Genomic DNA, 17666 nt, shown 5'->3' with positions numbered 1-17666 from the left:
TACGAGCACCACCGCGCACGCCGAGATGACTTTTCAACCTTCTCGACCATATTGCAGAACGACCACAGGCGGAACAGCCGACACTCACCGGAGTGCCGGCTGTTCGCGCATTTAGGCGTATGAGCACCTACCCTCGCTGAACGTTTTCCGAATACCCGTTGACGCCCGATACTATGCGTTGTATAGTATCGGGCGAAAGGAGGTATGCAATGGACGCACAGATGAAGCGAGGGTTCCTCGAAGTCTGCGTGCTCGCCTCGATCAACCGGCAGGATTCGTACGGCTACCAGATCGTCAAGGACGTGCCCGCGATCCTGAACCTGACCGAATCGACGCTCTACCCCCTGCTCAAACGATTGGAAGCAGCGGGGCTGCTCACCACGTACTCCGTCGAGCACAGCGGGCGGTTGCGCAAGTACTACCGCATCACCGAGGCAGGCGTGCGCCATATCGACGAGTTCCTGCGCGAGCGGGACGACGTCGTCTCCATCTACGATTACGTGAAACGAGGTGCCAGAAAATGAACAAGACCGAGTTCTCCGACGCGCTGCGGCGCGCGCTCGGCAAGCTGCCGTCATACGAGGTGGAGCAGTCGATCGCCTTCTACCTGGAGATGATCGACGACCGCATGGAGGACGGCATGAGCGAGGCCGACGCCGTGGCGGCGCTCGGGCCGGTGGGGGCCATCGCCGCCCAGATCATCGCCGAGACGCCGGTCATCCCGAAGGCCATCGCGAAGGCGAACACCGGCAGCCGCACGCTCAACGTGGTGCTGCTCGTGGTGTTCTCGCCCATCTGGGTGCCCGTGGCGTTGGCACTGGTCATGGCGGCCTTGATGGTGTACCTGTCCATCTGGATGGTCGTCGTGGCGCTGTGGGCGACCGTCGCCACGCTGCTGCTGTGCGGCCCCATCGGCATCGTGGGTTTGGTGTGGTGCCTTGCCACCGGCTACCCGCTCACGGCCGCCTGGCTTCTGGGCTGCGGGCTGGCCGCCGCGGGGACGGGGCTGTTCGCCCTGTTCGGCGTCCTTGCCGCCAGCAAGGGGCTCGTGCAGCTCACCCACTCGTTCGCCCGCTGGATCAAGGGGCTGTTCGTGAAGAAGGTGCACGGGTCCGGCCAGGCCGCGCCGCCGTACGCTCCCGCACCGGGCTCGCCGTCCGTACCGGTTGCCGCCGGCGCCCCGCCCGCCCCGCCGTACGGGGCGCCCTATCCCGGCGCCGCCTACGCCGCGGCCCCCTGCCCCGGCGCGTACCCCCCTGCCACCGCGCAGGGCACCATCCCCTTCCCGACCGCGCCGAGCGCGCCTGCGGCGGGAAACCCGGCCCCGGAAGGAGCGCAGAGCCATGACCACCGCGCGTAAAGCAGTCCTGATCGTCGCCACCGTTTTACTGGTTGGCGGGTCGGCGCTCGCCCTCGGGGCGTTCGTCGCGGCGGACTTCCGCTTCGAGAACCTGTCCAACACCACGCGCGACTGGGTGTCGGATACGAGGATCCTGGAACTCGAGGCAGAGGCGCCCCACACCGCCATCGTGGTGAGGGACGCCGGCGGGGACGTGCGCTTCGAGCAGGCCGACGGCGACGCCTTCGAGGTGACGTGCTGGACCAGCAGCGAGAAGACCGTGGACGTCGTCGACGAAGGGGGCGTACTGGAGATAACCGGCCACGGCACGTCGCTCACAGGACTCATGATCATGAAGGTGGAGTTCCAGGACCATGCCACCGTGGTGAAGGTGCCGCGCAGCTATACGGGCTCCCTCACCGTGGAGACGGGCAGCGGAAGCATCGACGTGGCGGACCTCGACGGCCTGGAAGCCGTGTCGCTCACGGCGAGCAGCGGCAGCCTGTCGGTGCTGCGCACGAGCGCCGGCACCATGAGCCTGAAAACGTCGAGCGGCAGCATCGGCGTGGTGGGCGTGGATGCCGAGGGCTTCTCGGCCCGCACGTCGAGCGGCTCGCTCTCCCTGGGGGACGTCGAGGCCGCCACGGTGGAGACGGGCACCGCGAGCGGGCGCCAGGACTTGAGCGATGTGCGCGCGACCACGCTGGATATCCGCGGATCAAGCGGAAGCATCGGCGGAGCCGGGCTGGACGCGAACGAGACCATGATAGAGGCGACGAGCGGCAGGGTGGACGTCATGTTCGCGAACCCTGCGACCGACTACGACATCGCGGTCTCCTCTACGAGCGGCCGCGTGGACGCCCCCAGCGGCACGATCGGCGTCGGCAAGCGCATCGTCGTGCGCACCACGAGCGGCAGCATCGACCTCGACTTCAACGTGGAAGCGGCTCCCGATTCCGCAAGGCGCGGCAACGACGGCGCCTCGTCAGACGGCAGCAGCCCGTCGGCACCCGGGGCACCTGCCGCGCCGGCAGCACCGGCAGCACCTGCTGCCCTGTAAGAGGGCCCGCAGGACGGTGGCCGTCAGCCCGCCCGGCGCGAAGGCGTCCGGGCGGGCTATCCTGCGCTTTCATAGGCGGCGAGCTCGGCGAGGAACGCCTCGCCGTAGCGGGCGAGCTTCGTGGCGCCCACGCCGGAGACGTCCAGGAACCCGTCCTCGGTGGCGGGGCGCTTCGCGCACATGTCCCGCAGGGTGGCGTCCGAGAACACGATGTAGGGCGGCACTCCGGCCTCGTCCGCCAGGCGCTTGCGCAGCGTGCGCAGGCGCTCGAACAGCTCCGGGTCGGCCTCGCCCGACGCGACCGCCGTGCCCGAGGCGCCGAACGCGCGGCCGGCGCCCGCTTCGGCGCCCCGCACGCGTTCGGCCTTGCGCACGACCTTCTTCATGGAGAGGGAGAACCCGTCCTCCGCCGCCTCGCGGGCACGCGGGCCAAGTCCCACCGTAGGGTAGGCGCCTTCGGTAATCGCAAGGTAGCCGCCGGCGGCCAAAAGCTCGATAACCTCCTTGACCTGGGCGGCGGAGGCGTCCACCGCATCGTAGCTGGCCGCCTCGTCCAGGTGCATATCGAGCACCTTCGCGCTCTTCGAGCCGCGCAGCACGTCCACCACGAGCCCCTTGCCGAAACGCCCGCGCAGCTCCTGCACGCAGCGCATGACGGCGCGCGCCAGGTCGGTCACGTCCACGGCGTCGAACGTTCCCTCGCAATTGGAGCAGTTGTTGCACCCGGCGACGGGCGCGGAAGCGCCGCCGGTCGGCGCGGTGCCGTCGGTCGGCGCGGCCTCGCCGAACGCGATGTACGCCTCGCGCACGCTGGGGGCTTGGCCGGGTGCCGCAGGGGCGGCGTCTTCGCCGAAGTAGTTCAGGATGTAGCGGCGCAGGCACCCCGTGGTGTGGCAGTAGCCCACCATGGCCTCCAGCAGGCGGCGGCGCGAGGCGCGCACGGCGTCGGCCTCCTCGGGCGAGAGCTCCTCGTTGCCCGACTCCTGCTCGATGAAGAAACGGCAGGTTGACACGTCGCCGTCGCTCCATAGGAGCATGCACGTGGACGGCTCGCCGTCGCGCCCGGCGCGGCCGGCCTCCTGGTAGTACGCCTCGATGCTGCCGGGCATGTTGTGGTGGATCACGTAGCGCACGTTGGACTTGTCGATGCCCATGCCGAAGGCGTTCGTGGCCACCATGACCGGCGCGTCGTCGGCGATGAACGCGCGCTGGCTCTCGGCGCGCTCCGCCGCCGGCATGCCCGCGTGATAGCGCGCCGCGCGCACGCCTGCGGCGACGAGCGCGGCATGCACCTTGTCGGTGTCCTTGCGGGTGGAGCAGTACACGATCCCCGAGTCGCCCGGATGCGCGAGCGCGTAGCTCCCGATCCAGGCGAGCTTGCGCTTGGGCTCCAAGCGCTCCACGCCGAAGTAGAGGTTCGGGCGGTCGAAGCCCGTGACCACCCCGTAAGGGTCGCGCAGATCCAGAAGGCGCACGATGTCACGCCGCACGCGCTCGGTGGCCGTGGCCGTGAACGCCGCCACGACGGGGCGCGCGGGCAGCTGTTCGATGAAGTCGCCGATGGCCAGGTACGACGGGCGGAAGTCCTGGCCCCACTGCGACACGCAGTGCGCCTCGTCCACGGCGACGAGCGGGATGGCGGCCTTGCGCGCGAACTCGAGGAAGCGCGGGTCGGCCAGCCGCTCCGGCGCCACGTACATGATCTGGTACGCGCCCGCGAGCGCGCGGCGCAGCACGGTGGCCTGCTGGCCGGGCGTGAGCGTGGAGTTGAGGTAGGCGCCGCGCACGCCCGCGTCGAGGAGCGCGCGCACCTGGTCGCCCATGAGCGACACGAGCGGGCTCACCACGAGCGCGAGGCCTTCCATCACGATGCCGGGCACCTGGTAGCACACCGACTTGCCGGCGCCCGTGGGCATGACCGCCAGCGCGTCGCGGCCGGCGAGGATCGCCTCCACCACGCCCTCCTGCCCCGGACGGAACTCCTCGTAGCCGAAATGCTCCCGCAATGCCGCCTTCGCGGCCGCCGCCTCAACCATCGGGCCCTTCCCTCTCTGGGCATTTGCGCCCTCGCTCGTCTCGCCATCATGATACCGCAACGCCCCCGAAAATCGGGCTTGCACCGGACGCTGCGGTGTGTATAATGCAGGGTGTCAGCGGTGCCCGCGGGGTTGTGAGTCCGGGCGGGTGACGCGGGACTAGGTTAGGCGGTCAGAGTGCTAGCTCGGCCGCCTTTTTGATGCTTGTTTCGCCTTGCCCCTCGCTTTCCGTTTTCGCTGCGACCAGTCGTAGGCTGCCAGAAGAAATGACAAGATGGAACAAAGTCCTGCGATCAGGTTGAAACTATCCATGGGGATCCTCCTTATCTCTAAGGCGTCACCCGCTGGAAGCGGACACCGCTGACGCGAGGCATTCTAGCACGTTCCACTCTGGTTTCACATGGTGAAGCGTCTTCGATTATTGCTGTTTGAACAGGTGGTATCTCGTTTAGAATTTGAGCCGGCAATCTGCTTGATCCCTGCAAGGTCCCGACGGTTGCCGCGCAAGATTCGAACGGCATTTCGACGGTTGGCGAGTGGGACCCGACACGGCCCGAGCCGCTTCCCTCCATCACCTACGCATCCGCTACACTGTCCGTAGCGGGGAACAAGGCAATCGCGCGCAAAAAAGTATGCCGGTTTCCCGACATTTCCGCCCCTGCGATCGTGTTGGGGGCAGAAAGGGAGAACCTGCCGAAGAACGACGACATAGCCGCGGTGTTCCGCCGCCATGCGAAGACGGTCTACCGCCTGTGCTACGCCTATCTCGGCAACGCGGCCGATGCGGAGGATGCGGTGCAGACCGTGTTCGCGAAGTTGCTTTGCAAGCCGCGGCGTTTCAACGATGCCGAGCACGAGAAGGCGTGGCTCATCGTGTGCGCCCAGAACCACTGCCGCGACATGCTGAGAAGCGCGGCGCGACGATGCGCAGCCGAGCTGCCGGACGACGTGCCCGACGACCGGACGGCCGCCGATGGCGACGAGACGCTCGAGGCGGTGCTCGCCCTTCCCCCGAAGTACAAGACGTGCGTGTACCTGTACTACTACGAAGGGTACCGCACCGCCGACATCGCGCTCATCACCGGCACGCCCGCCTCGACGGTGCGCAGCCACCTGAGCGAGGCCCGCGCGCTGCTTAAGACCATGTTGGGAGGTGAGCGCCGTGAACGACCGTGACCGCAAGGACTTATTCGCCGTCGACGACCCCTTCGAGGACGAGCAGGCCTTCGCGCCGCCTATCGACCCCAATGCGCCCGATGCGCGCCAGGCGGCGGACCCCTCCTTCTGCGAGTCCGGGCTCGACGCGGCGATCGCACGCGCCTTCGACCGCATGGGCCCGTCCGCCGCAGCCGAGGAGCGCATGCTCGCCGCCCTGCTCGCAACCTGCGGCGAGCATGCGGCCGCAACCGGCCCGAAGGGGCGCGGCCCGGTTGCGCAGACCGGCACGGGGCGCAGCACCCGGCGCCAGCGTGCAAAAAAGATGCTGCTTCCGGCGGCGGCGTGCCTGGTGCTGCTGGCCGGTGTGGGCGCGTTCGCCTATCACGGGCTGGTCGCCGCGCAGCTGAACAGCAGCCTGCAGACAGCGGGCAGCGGAGCCGCCTCGTCGTCAGGGGAGCTTGCCAGCATCTCGGACGGCATGGCTTCCGAGGACCTCGGCTCGCCGTCCGGCGGCGCCAAGGACGGCGCACCCGAGGCGGGCCGAAACGACGGCTCCGCGGGCGCGCCCCCGTCCGACGGCTCTGCGGATGCGCCGTCCTCCGACGGTTCGGCCAACGAGGGCTCCTCCAGCAGCGGCAGCGATGCCGACGCGCGCTACCCGTTCGTCACGCTCGCCTCCGGCCAGGCCCTGCGCATTGCGGTCGACGACGCGGGACACCCGCTCGTCGCCGACCCGGCCCTCGTGGGCGCCGAGATCGAGCAGGCGACCGCCTCCGACGGTACCGGTGGCCATGATGTAGCCTGCACGGTTTTCGCCTCGGCGAGCGACGCGCATCCCTACGCCGTGCGCTATCCGGGCGACGCCGCCTGCTACTGGGCCGACGAAGCCGCGTAGCGCGGGATTCCGCACACGGGAACCGCACGCAGCGGACGCAAGCGCGACGGTCCGCGCCACGCCCCTCCGAGCGGTGCGGCCCATCGCGCGGAATCTCCCCGACAAACCGGCATCCTCGATCGTGTTAAGGGCAGCAAGCGAGAGAAGGAATGCCCATGAAAGCCTCTATGCCCGCCCGCGCGAACGAGCACCGCTCCCCCGTCCCGCGCCACCCGCATGCCCGCCTGCTCGCCGCAGGAGCCTTCGCGCTTGCGGCGGTGCTGGCGGCAGGCGCCTGGTGGTGGTGCACGCTCCCGGCCAGCCTCCAGGCGGCGCCAGGCGAAGAGCTCCACGCCGTCGGTGCAGCCCGGGACGGATCCGCATCGGAAGCCCCGGGCGCGGCCGGCATGAACGCGGGAGGCGCATCCGCCGGCTGCTCTCCCGGGCCCGACGGCAACCTGCCTGCAGACCCCTATGCCGGCGAGGGGTACGCACGCGTGGAGGAGCCCGGCTTCGTGTCCACGGCCGCACGGCCGCTCTCCACGTTCTCCGCCGATGTGGACACGGCCTCCTATGCCAACCTGCGCCGCATGGTGCGCGATGGGGCGTGGCCCGCCGACATCCCCGCAGGCGCCGTGCGCACCGAGGAGCTGATGAACTACTTCGATTACCGCTACGCTCCGCCCGAGGGCGACGACCTGTTCGGCATCTCTGCCGAGATGGCCGACTGCCCATGGAACCCCGACACGAAGCTCCTGGTCATGGGTTTCGCCACTGCTCCGGCCGAGCCTGCTCCCGAGACCGGCTCGAACCTCGTGTTCCTCGTCGACGTGTCCGGCTCAATGGCCGACCCCGACAAGCTTCCGCTTCTGCAGGAGGCGTTCGCCACGCTCGTGCAAGGCCTGGGTGAGAACGACCGCGTGTCCCTGGTCACGTACAGCGGCGAGGAGCGCGTGGTGCTGGAAGGCGCGAGCGGCGCCGACCGGCAGCGCATCCTGCGCGCAGTGGGCAGCCTGCGGGCCGAGGGCTCCACGAACGGCGAGGCCGGCCTGCGCACAGCCTACGACGTGGCCGAGCGGAACTTCGTCGAAGGCGGCGCGAACCGCATCGTCATGGCCTCCGACGGCGACTTGAACGTGGGCATGACCTCGGAGGACGATCTGCACGACTTCGTGGACGAGCGCCGCGGACAAGGCGTGTACCTGTCGGTGCTCGGGTTCGGCACGGGCAACTACCAGGACGCCAAGATGGAGGTGCTGGCCGACCACGGCGACGGCTCCTACCACTACATCGACTGCGCCGAAGAGGCCCGGCGCGTGCTGGGCCGCAACCTGCTGGCGAACTTCACCCCGCTGGCCGACGACGTGAAGCTGCAGGTGGAATTCAACCCCGTCCAGGTCAAAGGCTACCGGCTTATCGGCTACGAGAACCGTGCGCTGGCCGACGAGGACTTCCTGGACGATACGGCGGACGCCGGCGAGGTGGGCGCGGGGCACGCGTTCACCGTGGCCTACGAGGTGGTGCCGGTCGATTCGCCGTTCGAGGTGGCCGTCCCGCAGCTGAAGTACGGCCGCTCGGACGACGACGCCGCAAGGGCGGGAGACGCCGAGGCGGGCGCGTCGGGCGGCGACGGGGGCGGCGGCCTTGCCATCTGCACCGACGGCAACGAGTGGCTCACCTGCTCCGTGCGCTACCGCCCCGCCGGCGAGGACGTCACGCAAAGCCAGGCGCGCGTCGTCGGGCGCGCCGACCAGACCGACGAGCCGAGCAGCGACTGGCGCCTGGCCGCCGCCGTCGCCGAGTGCGCCATGGTGCTGCGCCAGTCGCCCCACGCGGGCACGGCGACGCTCCAATCGGCCCGCGACCTGGTGGATGCCGCCGGCAGCGAGGAGCGCGCCGAGTTCGCCCGCCTGCTGGAAACGCTCGCCCTCCGTTCGCGCGAACCCGCGGCCTCCTCGTACGCAGACGGAGGCCGGCTCAATCGCTAGCAGGCCTTCGGCAGGAACCCGTCGAGCTCCGCGTCCAGCTCGGGGATGCGCTTCACGCGGGGGTGCTCGTCGAGCTTGCCGCGAGCCATCACCATCGACACGTCGCGCAGGGCCTCCAGGTTCTCAAGCGGGTTCGCCTTGGTTACGACGAGGTCGGCGGCCTTGCCCTCCTCGACCGATCCCGTCTCCTCTCCCAGCCCCAGGATGCGCGCGTTGCCGAGCGTGGCCGTGTGCAGCGCCATCTGGCGCGACGCCCCCACGAGGCGCTCGAAGTACACCACCTCGCGCCACATGTCGTAGTGCGTGATGTAGGGGCACGACGAGTCGGTGCCCAAGCCCACGGGGATGCCGGCCGCGAGCGCCTGCTGCGCGGCGCGCACGATGCCCTCGTACACGATGCGGCCGTTCACCTTCTGCACCTCGGTGGACTTCGTCTTCTCGGGTGCCAGCTCCACGAAGGGCAGCGCCGGCGAGACGGTGCAGGTGAGCGACGAGGAGCGGCCGACGCCGTTCGTTTTGAAGAGAGCGATCAGCTCGTCGTCCAGCTCCGCGCCGTGCTCGATGGTGTCCACGCCGGCCTCCAGGCCCACGCGCACGCCCTCGGCGCTCTCGATGTGCGCGGCCGCCGGCATGCCCAGCTTGTGCGCCTCGTCCACGGCGGCGCGGGCCACCTCGGGCGACATGCGCAGCACGCCCGGCTCGCCCTCCACCTCGGCGTCGAACACGCCGCCCGTGATGAACAGCTTCACCAGGTCGCACTTGCGGGCGAAGCACGCGCGCACGATCTCGCGCGCCTCCTCGGGCGTCTTCGCGATGTGGGCGAACAGCCCCGCGCCGTGCCCGCCCGGCACCGTGACGCCCACGCCGGATGTGAGCAGCCGCGGCCCGACGCACTTCCCCGCGTCGATGGCGTCGCGCACGTCCACGTCAGCGAAGCCGGGGTCGCCCACGCTGCGCACGGTGGTCACGCCGCTGGCCAGCTGCGCCTGGGCATGGCCGCGGATCATGCGGCGCAGCGCCCACATGCCAAGGGGGTTCCCCACCACCTTGTCGATGAGGTCCCCCGCACCGCCCGCGCTCATGGGCTTGCCCGAGCCGCACAGGTGCACATGCGCGTTGATGAGCCCCGGCATGAGGTACGCGCCACCGAGGTCGATCTCGCGCGCGCCCAGCGGCCCTACCGTGGAAGCGGCCGGCCCCACGCGGTCGATGCGCCCGCCGTCGTCCACCACCACCGTCATGTTGGGCTGGGGCTCCATCTGCTCTGTGCCGTCGAGCACCGTCGCATGCGTGAGAACGTACGCCATTTCCATCCCGCCTTCCGCGACGCCCGCACGCGCCGTCTTCGCCCTTTGCTTCAGCGCCAGTATACGACGGTTCGGCCGCCACCGGAAGCGCATAGTGCCGCACGCTGGAGGCGCTCGTCACGGCGTAGGGCGCATTGCCGGCTGCAGGCTCGCTCAGGCATCGAACTCGTCCACGAAATGCTTGACGAGAGCGGCACTCGTTGGGGTGCAGCGTTCACCGTCCAGGCGTTCGGCGCACACGGGGATGCCCGAATCCAGGATGGCGGCCGTGGCCGGCGCGGGAATGGGCAGCTCGCCATGGGCGCACGTCACCGTGCCGCTGCCCACCTGCACGGGCGTGGCCGCGATGCGGTCGGGCGCGAGCGCCTCCACGGCCAGGCACACGGCGCACACGTTGCGCACGGCCTCGCCGTTGCCCACCTCGTGGAAGTGCGTCTCGTCCACCGCGCATCCGTGCACCGAGGCCTCGGCCTCGGCAAGGATGCGGTACACGGCCCGCATGTCGTCCTTCACGCGGCTGCTCGCCTGCAGGCCGTCGATCGTGGCCAGCACGTCGGGCAAGTCGTGATGGTGTCGCTCGGGCACGCCCGCCGCCTCCACGGCGGCATCGAGCGCGGCGCGCGCGGCGGCATCGAGCCGCGCGCGCAGGTCGGCGAGCAGGGAGCGGCGCGTGGCGTCATGGGTTAGGTCGAGATGAAGGACGGTCATGGCATTCACTTCGCTTTCAGGTGGTTGATGGACGACGCCTGGTAGCCGGCGCCGAAGCCGTTGTCGATGTTCACCACGGACACGCCGGAGGCGCACGAGTTCAGCATGGCCAGCAGCGCGGCCACGCCGCCGAACGAGGCGCCGTAGCCCACGGACGTGGGCACGGCGATGACCGGGCACGACGCCAGGCCGCCCACCACGGACGCGAGCGCCCCCTCCATGCCGGCCACGGCCACCACCACCTGCGCCGACGCGATGTCGTCCGCATGTGCCAGCAGCCGGTGGATGCCGGCCACGCCCACGTCGTACAGGCGCACGACGACGTTGCCCAGCACTTCGGCCGTGAGCGCGGCCTCCTCGGCCACGGGCAGGTCGCTCGTGCCGGCCGCCGCGATCACGATAGGCCCGTTGCCGTCGGGCTCGGGCAGGCCGCCCACCAGGCCGAGGCGCGGCAGCTCGTGGTAGGCGAACGCTTCGGCCGCCAGCGGTTCGGACGCCTGCAAGAGCGCCCGCAGCTCGTCGGCCGCCTCGGGTGCGAGCCGCGTGACCAGCACGCGCTCCTGCCCCGCCGCGCGCATGCTCGCCACGATGCCCGCCATCTGCGCGGGCGTCTTGCCCGCCCCGTACACGACCTCGGCCACGCCCTGCCGCACGCCGCGCTGGTGGTCCACCTTCGCGTAGCCCAGGTCCGTGAACGGGGCCGTCTTCAGGCGCAGCGCCGCCTCGTCCGGGTCGACCGACCCATCCGCCACCGCCGCCAGCAACGCGCGCATCTCGCGTTCCTCCATCAGAGCGCCCCTTCCTTTTCCATCCCACCGAAAGCTCCTGCCCCGCGGAGGGCGCTCGCAAGGGCGTTCGACGCCTCCTCGTCGACGGGCTCTCCGACCGCAGCTGCGCCTTCAGCGCCTCGACCGCCTTCCGCGCCCTCCACCAGATGGGCGACCACGCCGTCGGCCGAGTACACGGTGTCTAGGTCGACCCCGATGGCCGCGTTGCGCGTCACAAGCCGCGAGACCACCTCGGGCGAGCGCGCCGCCGCTTTGAGCGACGTCGCCGTGATGCGCTCCCCTTCCGGCACGTGCACGGCCAGGCACGAGAAGCTGGGCTTGCCCGCCGTGAACAGCCCGAGCCTCCGCGAGGCCGCCCGCACGTCGTCCTTGCCCAGGCCCGCGCGGCGCAGCGGCGACACCACGTCCAGCTCGGCCAGCGCGCGGAAGCCCGGGCGGCGCGCGGGGTCGTCCGTCGCGTTCGTGCCGTCGGCCAGGGGCGTGCCGGCGAAGCCGTCCTCCTCAAGGCGCTCCAATATCGTGGAGAAGATGAAGCGCTTGCACCGGTAGCAGCGATCGGAAGGATTCGCGCAGATGGCGTCCTCGGCCAGCACGTCGGCATCGATGATGACCAGCTCCAAGCCCAACTCGGAAACCAGGCGCTCGGCGTCGGCTATCTCGCAGGGCAGCTGGAACGCCGTGCGCACGAGGTAGGCGCGCACATCCACGCCGGCGTGGCGCGCCGCTGCCACCAGGTACGACGAGTCGCACCCGCCCGAGAACGCCACGGCCAGCCGCGGCGTGCGCGCGAAAAAGTCGTCGAGCGCCTCCGCGCCCACTTCCTGCCCGGGAACGGCAAGCGAGCCCTCATCCTGTTCGAACATCGATGCATTCCTTCCCAAACGTTTCCCCCACCATACAACTTGGAGCACGCTCCAAGTCAAGCAGGATATCGGTCCCACATGGCCCCGCGGCAAGACGCACGGTAACGCCATCCGCCCCATCGTGCCAAAAACGAGGCGGTTTGGCAATCGCACCAACATGTGGCGGGGAAGGTGATCGCCGACGACCTGGTATTTCATCCGTACAGCCCGTTTTCCGAACGCAAAAACGCGTCCCAAGATTGCCAAACCGCCTCGTTTTTGACAGCAGAGGCCGATTTTCACGACAGCCTCCTCCGGCTGGCTGCGACCGACGCCCATCCTCTTCCAGCCGGCTGCGGCCAGTGCCCGACCCCTTCGACAGGCGCATCCGACGCCCGCCCCCTTTCGGTCGGCTATGGCAGGCGCCCGTCCTCTCACGCTGACTGCGGCCGGCCATCTCCCCAAACCAGTGCCGCGCGGCACCCCACCACAGCCAGACGCATTCGACGCCCTCTGCGGCTGGCCAGGGCCAGTGCCCGACCTCCCCGACGGCGCAGGAAGCCAACCGGCTCGACGCGCCTCACCTCTTCTCGAACAGGCCCGCTGCCCTCGCAAGCTCGCGCACGATGCCTATGCGCTGGGGGCACACGCCCTCGCACACGCCGCACGCGATGCAAGAGGACGCCGGGCCCGCCGAGGCGTTCCAGTCGTAATTTTCCTGCGCGCGATGCTCGTCGCCGTACAGCGCCAAGATGTTGAGCGACGCGAGCGCGGCGGGGATGCGCACGCCTTGCGGGCACGACTTCAGGCAGTAGCGGCAGTCGGTGCACGGCACCGTGGGAATGCCGTCCAGGATGGCGCGCACGTGGTCGAGCGCCGCGCGCTCCTCGGCGCCGACGGGGCGGAAGGCGCGCATGGTGTGCACGTTCTCCTCCACCTGCTCGGGCGTGGACATGCCCGAGAGCACGGTGAGCACGCCGGGCAGCGACGCGGCGAAGCGCAGCGCCCAGGCGGCGAGCGGCTCGTCGGGCGCGGCGTTGCGCAGCACGGCGGCCGCGTTATCGGGCAGCTTCACCAGCGATCCGCCCTTCACCGGCTCCATCACCACGACGGGAAGGTTGCGGGCACGCGCCGCCTCGTAGCACTTGCGCGACTCCACGGTCTCGCTCTCCCAGTCCGCGTAGTTCACCTGCAGCTGCACGAAATCGACCTCGGGGTGCGCGTCGAGCACCGCCTCCAGGGCGTCGGCCTTGTCGTGGATGGAGAAGCCCAGGTTGCGGACGAGCCCTTCGCGCTTCTTCTCGGCCAGGTAGTCCCACAGCCCCCAGTCGTCGAACAGGTGCGTGCGGTCCTCCCCCAGGTTGTGCAGCAGGAAGAAATCGAAGTATCCCGCGCCCGTCTGCTCGAGCGACGTGTCGAACATCGCGCGCGCGGAAGATGCATCCTCCGCCATCCATGCCGGCAGCTTCGTGGCCACCTGGAACGACTCGCGCGGGTAGCGGTCGACCACCGCGGCCTTGAGCGCCGCCTCCGAGCGGCCGCCATGGTAGCCGCGCGCCGTGTCGAAGTACGTGAAGCCCCCGTCCATGAACGTGTCCACCATGCCGGCCAGCGTGTCGAGGTCGATCTCCTTGGAGCCGCCCGCGCCTTCCACCTCCGGCAGCCTCATGAACCCGAAGCCCAGCTTCCCGATCTCGTCCATCGATCCCCCGCTTTCTCACGACGCCGTCCTCGTCGCGCCTTGGATCCGGCGCGTCTGCCCATTATCGCAAAACGGCGTGCCGCCGCAAGGCGCGTTGCGAAAAACACGGAGCCCCGAAGGCTCCTGTCTGCGATAATGGTGCGGGTGCCCGTTGGCGTCTGCCACGCGAGTCTGACCGCGAAAGCTGCTCGCAAGCGCCGGCACGCAGGTCGCCGACCCGCGGCCGCCGTCCACGCGCACCGCTTCATGAACACGAGAGAAGGGACTTGCCATGCTGCATGAAATCCGCTTTCCATCGTCGAACGACCGAGACCAGGTGACGGGGTGGATCTACGTCCCGGCCTGCGAGCCGGAGGGCATCGTGCAGCTGGTCCACGGCTTCGGCGAGCACTCCCGCCGCTACTTCCACATGATCGTGGCGCTCATGGACGCCGGCTTCATCGTGGCGGCCGACGACCACGTGGGCCACGGCGCCACCGCCATAGCGAACGACACCTGGGGCGACTGGGGCGACGCGGGGCCGCATACCATGATGGAGGACGAGAAGCGGTTCAAGGACTTCGTGTGCGAGAAGTACCCCGACCTGCCCTACTTCCTGTTCGGGCACTCGATGGGATCGATGATCGCGCGCGACTTCAGCGCGAAGTACGGCGACGAGCTGGCGGGCGCCGTCTACTGCGGCACCACCGGCATCTTCAAGAACACGCATGAGGTGCGCGCGAAACTGGACGAGGCCATCGCCGCCGGCAAGGGCCACGAGAGCAACCCGGCCTTCGTGGGCGAGCTCATGGGCTGGATGTTCGGCCGCTGCGAGGAAGGCGCCGCGCTGGGCAACGAGTGGATCTGCCACGACCCCTCCGTGCAGAAGGACCACGCGGAGGATCCCTTCGACGCGTTCACGCACCCCACGCACAACGTAAGCCTGCGCGATTTCATCGACATGATGCTGGTCATCGAGGGCCCCGAGTGGGCGGAGAAGGTGCCCGCCGACCTGCCCGTCCTCTGCATCGCCGGCGACCAGGACCCCGTGGGCAACTACGGCGAGGGCGTCTACCAATGCGCGAACTGGCTCGCCGACACCGGCCACGAGGTGACGACGAAACTCTACACCGGCTACCGCCACGAGATCCACAACTACGACGACCTCAAGTTCGAGGTCGAGGAAGACCTCATCAGCTGGCTGATGATGCACCTGTAGGCGACTTGGCGCGCGAAGGCGTGACAGGGGGACGGGGATAATGTCACGCTCCGCGACGCGCCACGACCGAGAGAAGCGAAAGGGAGCGTGACATTATCCCCGTCCCCGTGTCACGCCCCCTAGACGCGCTCGGCGTAGATGTCGGCGTTCACGTGCCAGCTGCCGTCGTCTTGCACGTTGACGTTCTGCCAATGGAAGCGGTCATCCTCGATGGAGACGAACACCCACTTATGCCGCTCGTCATCGAGGTTCGTGAGAACGATCATGTCATCCTCACGCCGCGCCTCAAGCCGGAATATCTTGCCCGCATAGCCGTAGGCGACGTCCCACGCGCACGTGCCCGGGTTGTAGATACGCAGCGAGGTGCCGTACTCGGTGAGGGGGTGCGGCGACTCCGTTTGCATGTCGCGCGCAGGCAGGATGATCACGTCCTGGATGCCCATGCCCTCGAGCACCCGCTCGAAGATCCACTCGCCTCTAACCGAAGAGGATAGGTTGCGATCGAAATAGTCGAGCTTCCAGCTGCCTACGAGCCTCCCGAACCAGTCGTGCTCTTCCGGCAATCCCGGGCTCTTGCCGTTGCTCACCAGCGCCTCGACGAACTCGCTCATACGCGTTCCCTCCCCTTTCATCCCAGCCCACCTGCACGCGATCAAGTATACCCAAATAGCCGGTGCGAGCATCGCCCATTCGAGGCAACACCCCCTCATGACCTCCTCCCAACGGCACGTCATCAGCTCGGTACGCTTCCCTCGTCCGCAAGAACCCCGCATCACAATGATGGCCGTACCTTCACGTCGAGAGATTGGAGAACCCGTGTACTATTCCAGCGGAAACTACGAAGCGTTCGCCCGCCCGGCAAAACCGGAAGGCATCGAGGATAAATCGGCCTACATCGTCGGTACCGGATTGGCGGGCTTGACGGCCGCATGCTACCTGATACGAGACGCCCAGATGGACGGCTCGCGCGTGCATATATTCGAGCGCGACGCCGTACCGGGCGGCGCCTGCGACGGATGGGAGTATCCGCAGATCGGGTTCACCATGCGCGGCGGACGCGAGATGGACAACCACTTCGAAGTGATGTGGGACCTGTTCCGATCCATCCCCTCCATCGAGGACGAGAACATGAGCATCCTCGATTACTACTACCAGCTGAACAAGCGCGATCCCAACTACTCCCTGTGCCGCGCGACGGTCAACCAAGGCGAAGACGCCGGCCTCGACAACGAGTTCGGCTTGTCCGACAAGGCGTGCATGGAGATCATGAACCTGTTCTTCACGCCCGAGGAGCAGCTCGACGACAAAGCCATCACCGACTACTTCTCCGACGACGTGCTCGATTCCAACTTTTGGCTGTACTGGCGCACCATGTTCGGGTTCGAGAACTGGCACAGCGCGCTCGAGATGAAGCGCTACATCCAGCGTTTCGTGCACCACGTCGGCGGCTTGCCCGACTTCAGCGCGCTGCGCTTCACCCAGTACAACCAGTTCGAATCCCTCATCTTGCCCACGGTGAACTACCTGAAGGGCCAAGGCGTGCAGTTCCACTTGAACACCGAGGTCGTCGACGTCACGTTCTCCAATACCGAGGAGCGCAAGGTGGCCACCGAGGTGCAGACGATATGCGAGGGCGCGCCCAAGGCCTTCCACCTCTCCGAGAACGACCTCCTGTTCATCACCAACGGCAGCTGCGTTGCCAACTCGTCCTTCGGATCGCAAGACGAGCCGGCGCAGTTCAACACCGTGCTCGAACGGGGAACCGGGTTCGACCTGTGGCGGCGCATCGCCCGACAGGACCCGTCGTTCGGACGACCGGAAAAGTTCATCGGCGATCCGGAGAAGTCCAATTGGATGAGCGCGACCGTCACGACGCTCGACGAGAAGATCGTCCCCTACATCGAGAGGATCTGCCGCCGCGATCCGTTCTCAGGCGGCGTCGTAACCGGCGGCATCGTGACCGCCAAAGACTCGAATTGGCTTTTGAGCTGGACGTTCAACAGGCAGCCCCAGTTCCGCGCACAACCTGGCAACGAGCTGTGCGGCTGGTTGTACGGCCTGTTCACCGACGTGCCCGGCAACTACGTGAAAAAGACCCTGCGCGAATGCACCGGCAAGGAGATCTGCATGGAATGGCTGTACCACCTGGGCGTTCCCGAATCGCAGATCGAGGATCTCGCCGAGAACAGCGCCAACACGGTTCCGTGCATGATGCCCTACATCACGGCGTTCTTCATGCCGCGCGCCGCCGGCGACCGCCCCGACGTCGTGCCCGAAGGCGCGGTGAACTTCGCGTTCATCGGGCAGTTCGCCGAAACGCCGCGCGACACCATCTTCACCACCGAGTATTCCATGCGCACCGGCATGGAGGCCGTCTACACGCTGTGCGGCGTCGACCGCGGTGTGCCCGAGGTGTGGGGCAGCGCGTTCGACATCCGCGACCTGCTGAACGCCACCACGCTCATCAGGGACGGCAGGCCCATCACCGACATGGACATGAACCCCCTCGAGAAGCTCGCCCTGCACGAGGGGATCGAGAAGCTCAAGGGCACCGACCTCTACGGGCTGCTGGCCGAGTTCGGCGTGATCCCGTCCGACGACGCCGACGCGCCCGCGCCCGCCACCGGAGCCGTGTACCCCGGCATGCACTAAACGCTCCGAAAAGC

The 17666-nt window shown here is 68.4% G+C and carries 16 protein-coding genes; 8 read left to right on the top strand and 8 right to left on the bottom strand.

Features of this window, described 5'->3' with window-relative positions; all coding sequences use genetic code 11:
- The first annotated feature begins 209 nt into the window (after positions 1 to 209).
- Genes BN3560_RS11305 through BN3560_RS11295 form a run of 3 tightly spaced genes read left to right on the top strand, consistent with a single transcriptional unit; the run spans position 210 to position 2399 of the window.
- Entirely contained in the window at positions 210 to 524 is a 315-nt protein-coding gene (locus BN3560_RS11305) for a PadR family transcriptional regulator (protein WP_087191045.1), read from the top strand.
- A complete protein-coding gene (locus BN3560_RS11300) occupies positions 521 to 1360 on the top strand; it encodes a DUF1700 domain-containing protein (protein WP_096228121.1) in 840 nt (279 codons plus the stop codon). The genes BN3560_RS11305 and BN3560_RS11300 overlap by 4 nt, the downstream gene beginning before the upstream one ends.
- Positions 1344 to 2399: a DUF4097 family beta strand repeat-containing protein gene (locus tag BN3560_RS11295; protein ID WP_096228120.1), complete on the top strand. Its 1056-nt coding sequence runs from the start codon at positions 1344 to 1346 to the stop codon at positions 2397 to 2399. The genes BN3560_RS11300 and BN3560_RS11295 overlap by 17 nt, the downstream gene beginning before the upstream one ends.
- Positions 2400 to 2455: 56 nt before the next feature.
- On the opposite strand, the gene BN3560_RS11290 is transcribed toward BN3560_RS11295, so the two are convergent.
- Together BN3560_RS11290 and BN3560_RS14900 are read right to left on the bottom strand one after the other, a co-directional pair.
- The gene (locus tag BN3560_RS11290) at positions 2456 to 4435 is read right to left on the bottom strand and encodes a RecQ family ATP-dependent DNA helicase (RefSeq protein WP_096228119.1); all 1980 of its coding nucleotides are present in this window, start codon (positions 4433 to 4435) and stop codon (positions 2456 to 2458) included.
- A 180-nt stretch (positions 4436 to 4615) separates the two neighbouring features.
- Positions 4616 to 4747, bottom strand: a complete 132-nt coding sequence (locus tag BN3560_RS14900; RefSeq protein ID WP_269456915.1) for a hypothetical protein — start codon at positions 4745 to 4747, stop codon at positions 4616 to 4618.
- A 357-nt stretch (positions 4748 to 5104) separates the two neighbouring features.
- Between BN3560_RS14900 and BN3560_RS11285 the strand changes: the two genes are divergently transcribed.
- From BN3560_RS11285 to BN3560_RS11275, 3 genes are all read left to right on the top strand, one after another.
- Positions 5105 to 5611: an RNA polymerase sigma factor gene (locus tag BN3560_RS11285; protein WP_231897391.1), complete on the top strand. Its 507-nt coding sequence runs from the start codon at positions 5105 to 5107 to the stop codon at positions 5609 to 5611.
- Positions 5598 to 6488: a hypothetical protein gene (locus tag BN3560_RS11280; RefSeq protein ID WP_096228118.1), complete on the top strand. Its 891-nt coding sequence runs from the start codon at positions 5598 to 5600 to the stop codon at positions 6486 to 6488. Before BN3560_RS11285 ends, BN3560_RS11280 begins: the two co-directional genes overlap by 14 nt.
- 155 nt (positions 6489 to 6643) lie before the next feature.
- Positions 6644 to 8455, top strand: coding sequence for a vWA domain-containing protein (locus BN3560_RS11275; RefSeq protein WP_231897390.1), 1812 nt, complete (start codon positions 6644 to 6646; stop codon positions 8453 to 8455).
- Here the strand turns inward: BN3560_RS11275 and BN3560_RS11270 are convergent.
- From BN3560_RS11270 to BN3560_RS11250, 5 genes are all read right to left on the bottom strand, one after another.
- Positions 8452 to 9762 carry an amidohydrolase family protein gene (locus BN3560_RS11270; protein ID WP_231897389.1) on the bottom strand — a complete coding sequence of 437 codons (1311 nt, stop codon included), beginning with the start codon at positions 9760 to 9762 and terminating at the stop codon, positions 8452 to 8454. The genes BN3560_RS11275 and BN3560_RS11270 overlap by 4 nt on opposite strands.
- Positions 9763 to 9915: 153 nt before the next feature.
- Positions 9916 to 10470 carry a nickel pincer cofactor biosynthesis protein LarC gene (larC, locus tag BN3560_RS11265; RefSeq protein ID WP_096228116.1) on the bottom strand — a complete coding sequence of 185 codons (555 nt, stop codon included), beginning with the start codon at positions 10468 to 10470 and terminating at the stop codon, positions 9916 to 9918.
- A 5-nt stretch (positions 10471 to 10475) separates the two neighbouring features.
- Positions 10476 to 11258 (bottom strand): nickel pincer cofactor biosynthesis protein LarB, encoded by a 783-nt coding sequence (gene larB, locus BN3560_RS11260; RefSeq protein ID WP_096228115.1) that lies wholly within the window; start codon positions 11256 to 11258, stop codon positions 10476 to 10478.
- Entirely contained in the window at positions 11258 to 12121 is an 864-nt protein-coding gene (gene larE / locus BN3560_RS11255) for an ATP-dependent sacrificial sulfur transferase LarE (RefSeq protein ID WP_231897388.1), read from the bottom strand. Before larE ends, larB begins: the two co-directional genes overlap by 1 nt.
- 559 nt (positions 12122 to 12680) lie before the next feature.
- Positions 12681 to 13802: an aldo/keto reductase gene (locus tag BN3560_RS11250; protein WP_096228114.1), complete on the bottom strand. Its 1122-nt coding sequence runs from the start codon at positions 13800 to 13802 to the stop codon at positions 12681 to 12683.
- Positions 13803 to 14073: 271 nt separating this feature from the next.
- Between BN3560_RS11250 and BN3560_RS11245 the strand changes: the two genes are divergently transcribed.
- On the top strand, positions 14074 to 15000 hold the full coding sequence (locus tag BN3560_RS11245; RefSeq protein ID WP_096228113.1) for an alpha/beta fold hydrolase: 927 nt from the start codon (positions 14074 to 14076) through the stop codon (positions 14998 to 15000).
- Between the two features lie 119 nt (positions 15001 to 15119).
- On the opposite strand, the gene BN3560_RS11240 is transcribed toward BN3560_RS11245, so the two are convergent.
- The gene (locus BN3560_RS11240) at positions 15120 to 15611 is read right to left on the bottom strand and encodes a hypothetical protein (RefSeq protein ID WP_096228112.1); all 492 of its coding nucleotides are present in this window, start codon (positions 15609 to 15611) and stop codon (positions 15120 to 15122) included.
- 205 nt (positions 15612 to 15816) lie between these two features.
- On the opposite strand from BN3560_RS11240, the gene BN3560_RS11235 reads away from it, so the two are divergent.
- Positions 15817 to 17652 (top strand): oleate hydratase, encoded by a 1836-nt coding sequence (locus BN3560_RS11235; RefSeq protein ID WP_096228111.1) that lies wholly within the window; start codon positions 15817 to 15819, stop codon positions 17650 to 17652.
- Positions 17653 to 17666: the final 14 nt, after the last annotated feature.

It is taken from the genome of Gordonibacter urolithinfaciens, assembly GCF_900199375.1.
In the GTDB taxonomy this organism is placed as follows: domain Bacteria; phylum Actinomycetota; class Coriobacteriia; order Coriobacteriales; family Eggerthellaceae; genus Gordonibacter; species Gordonibacter urolithinfaciens.
Note: the sequence above shows the minus strand (reverse complement) of the source record. Positions and strands in the feature narration are given on the sequence as shown.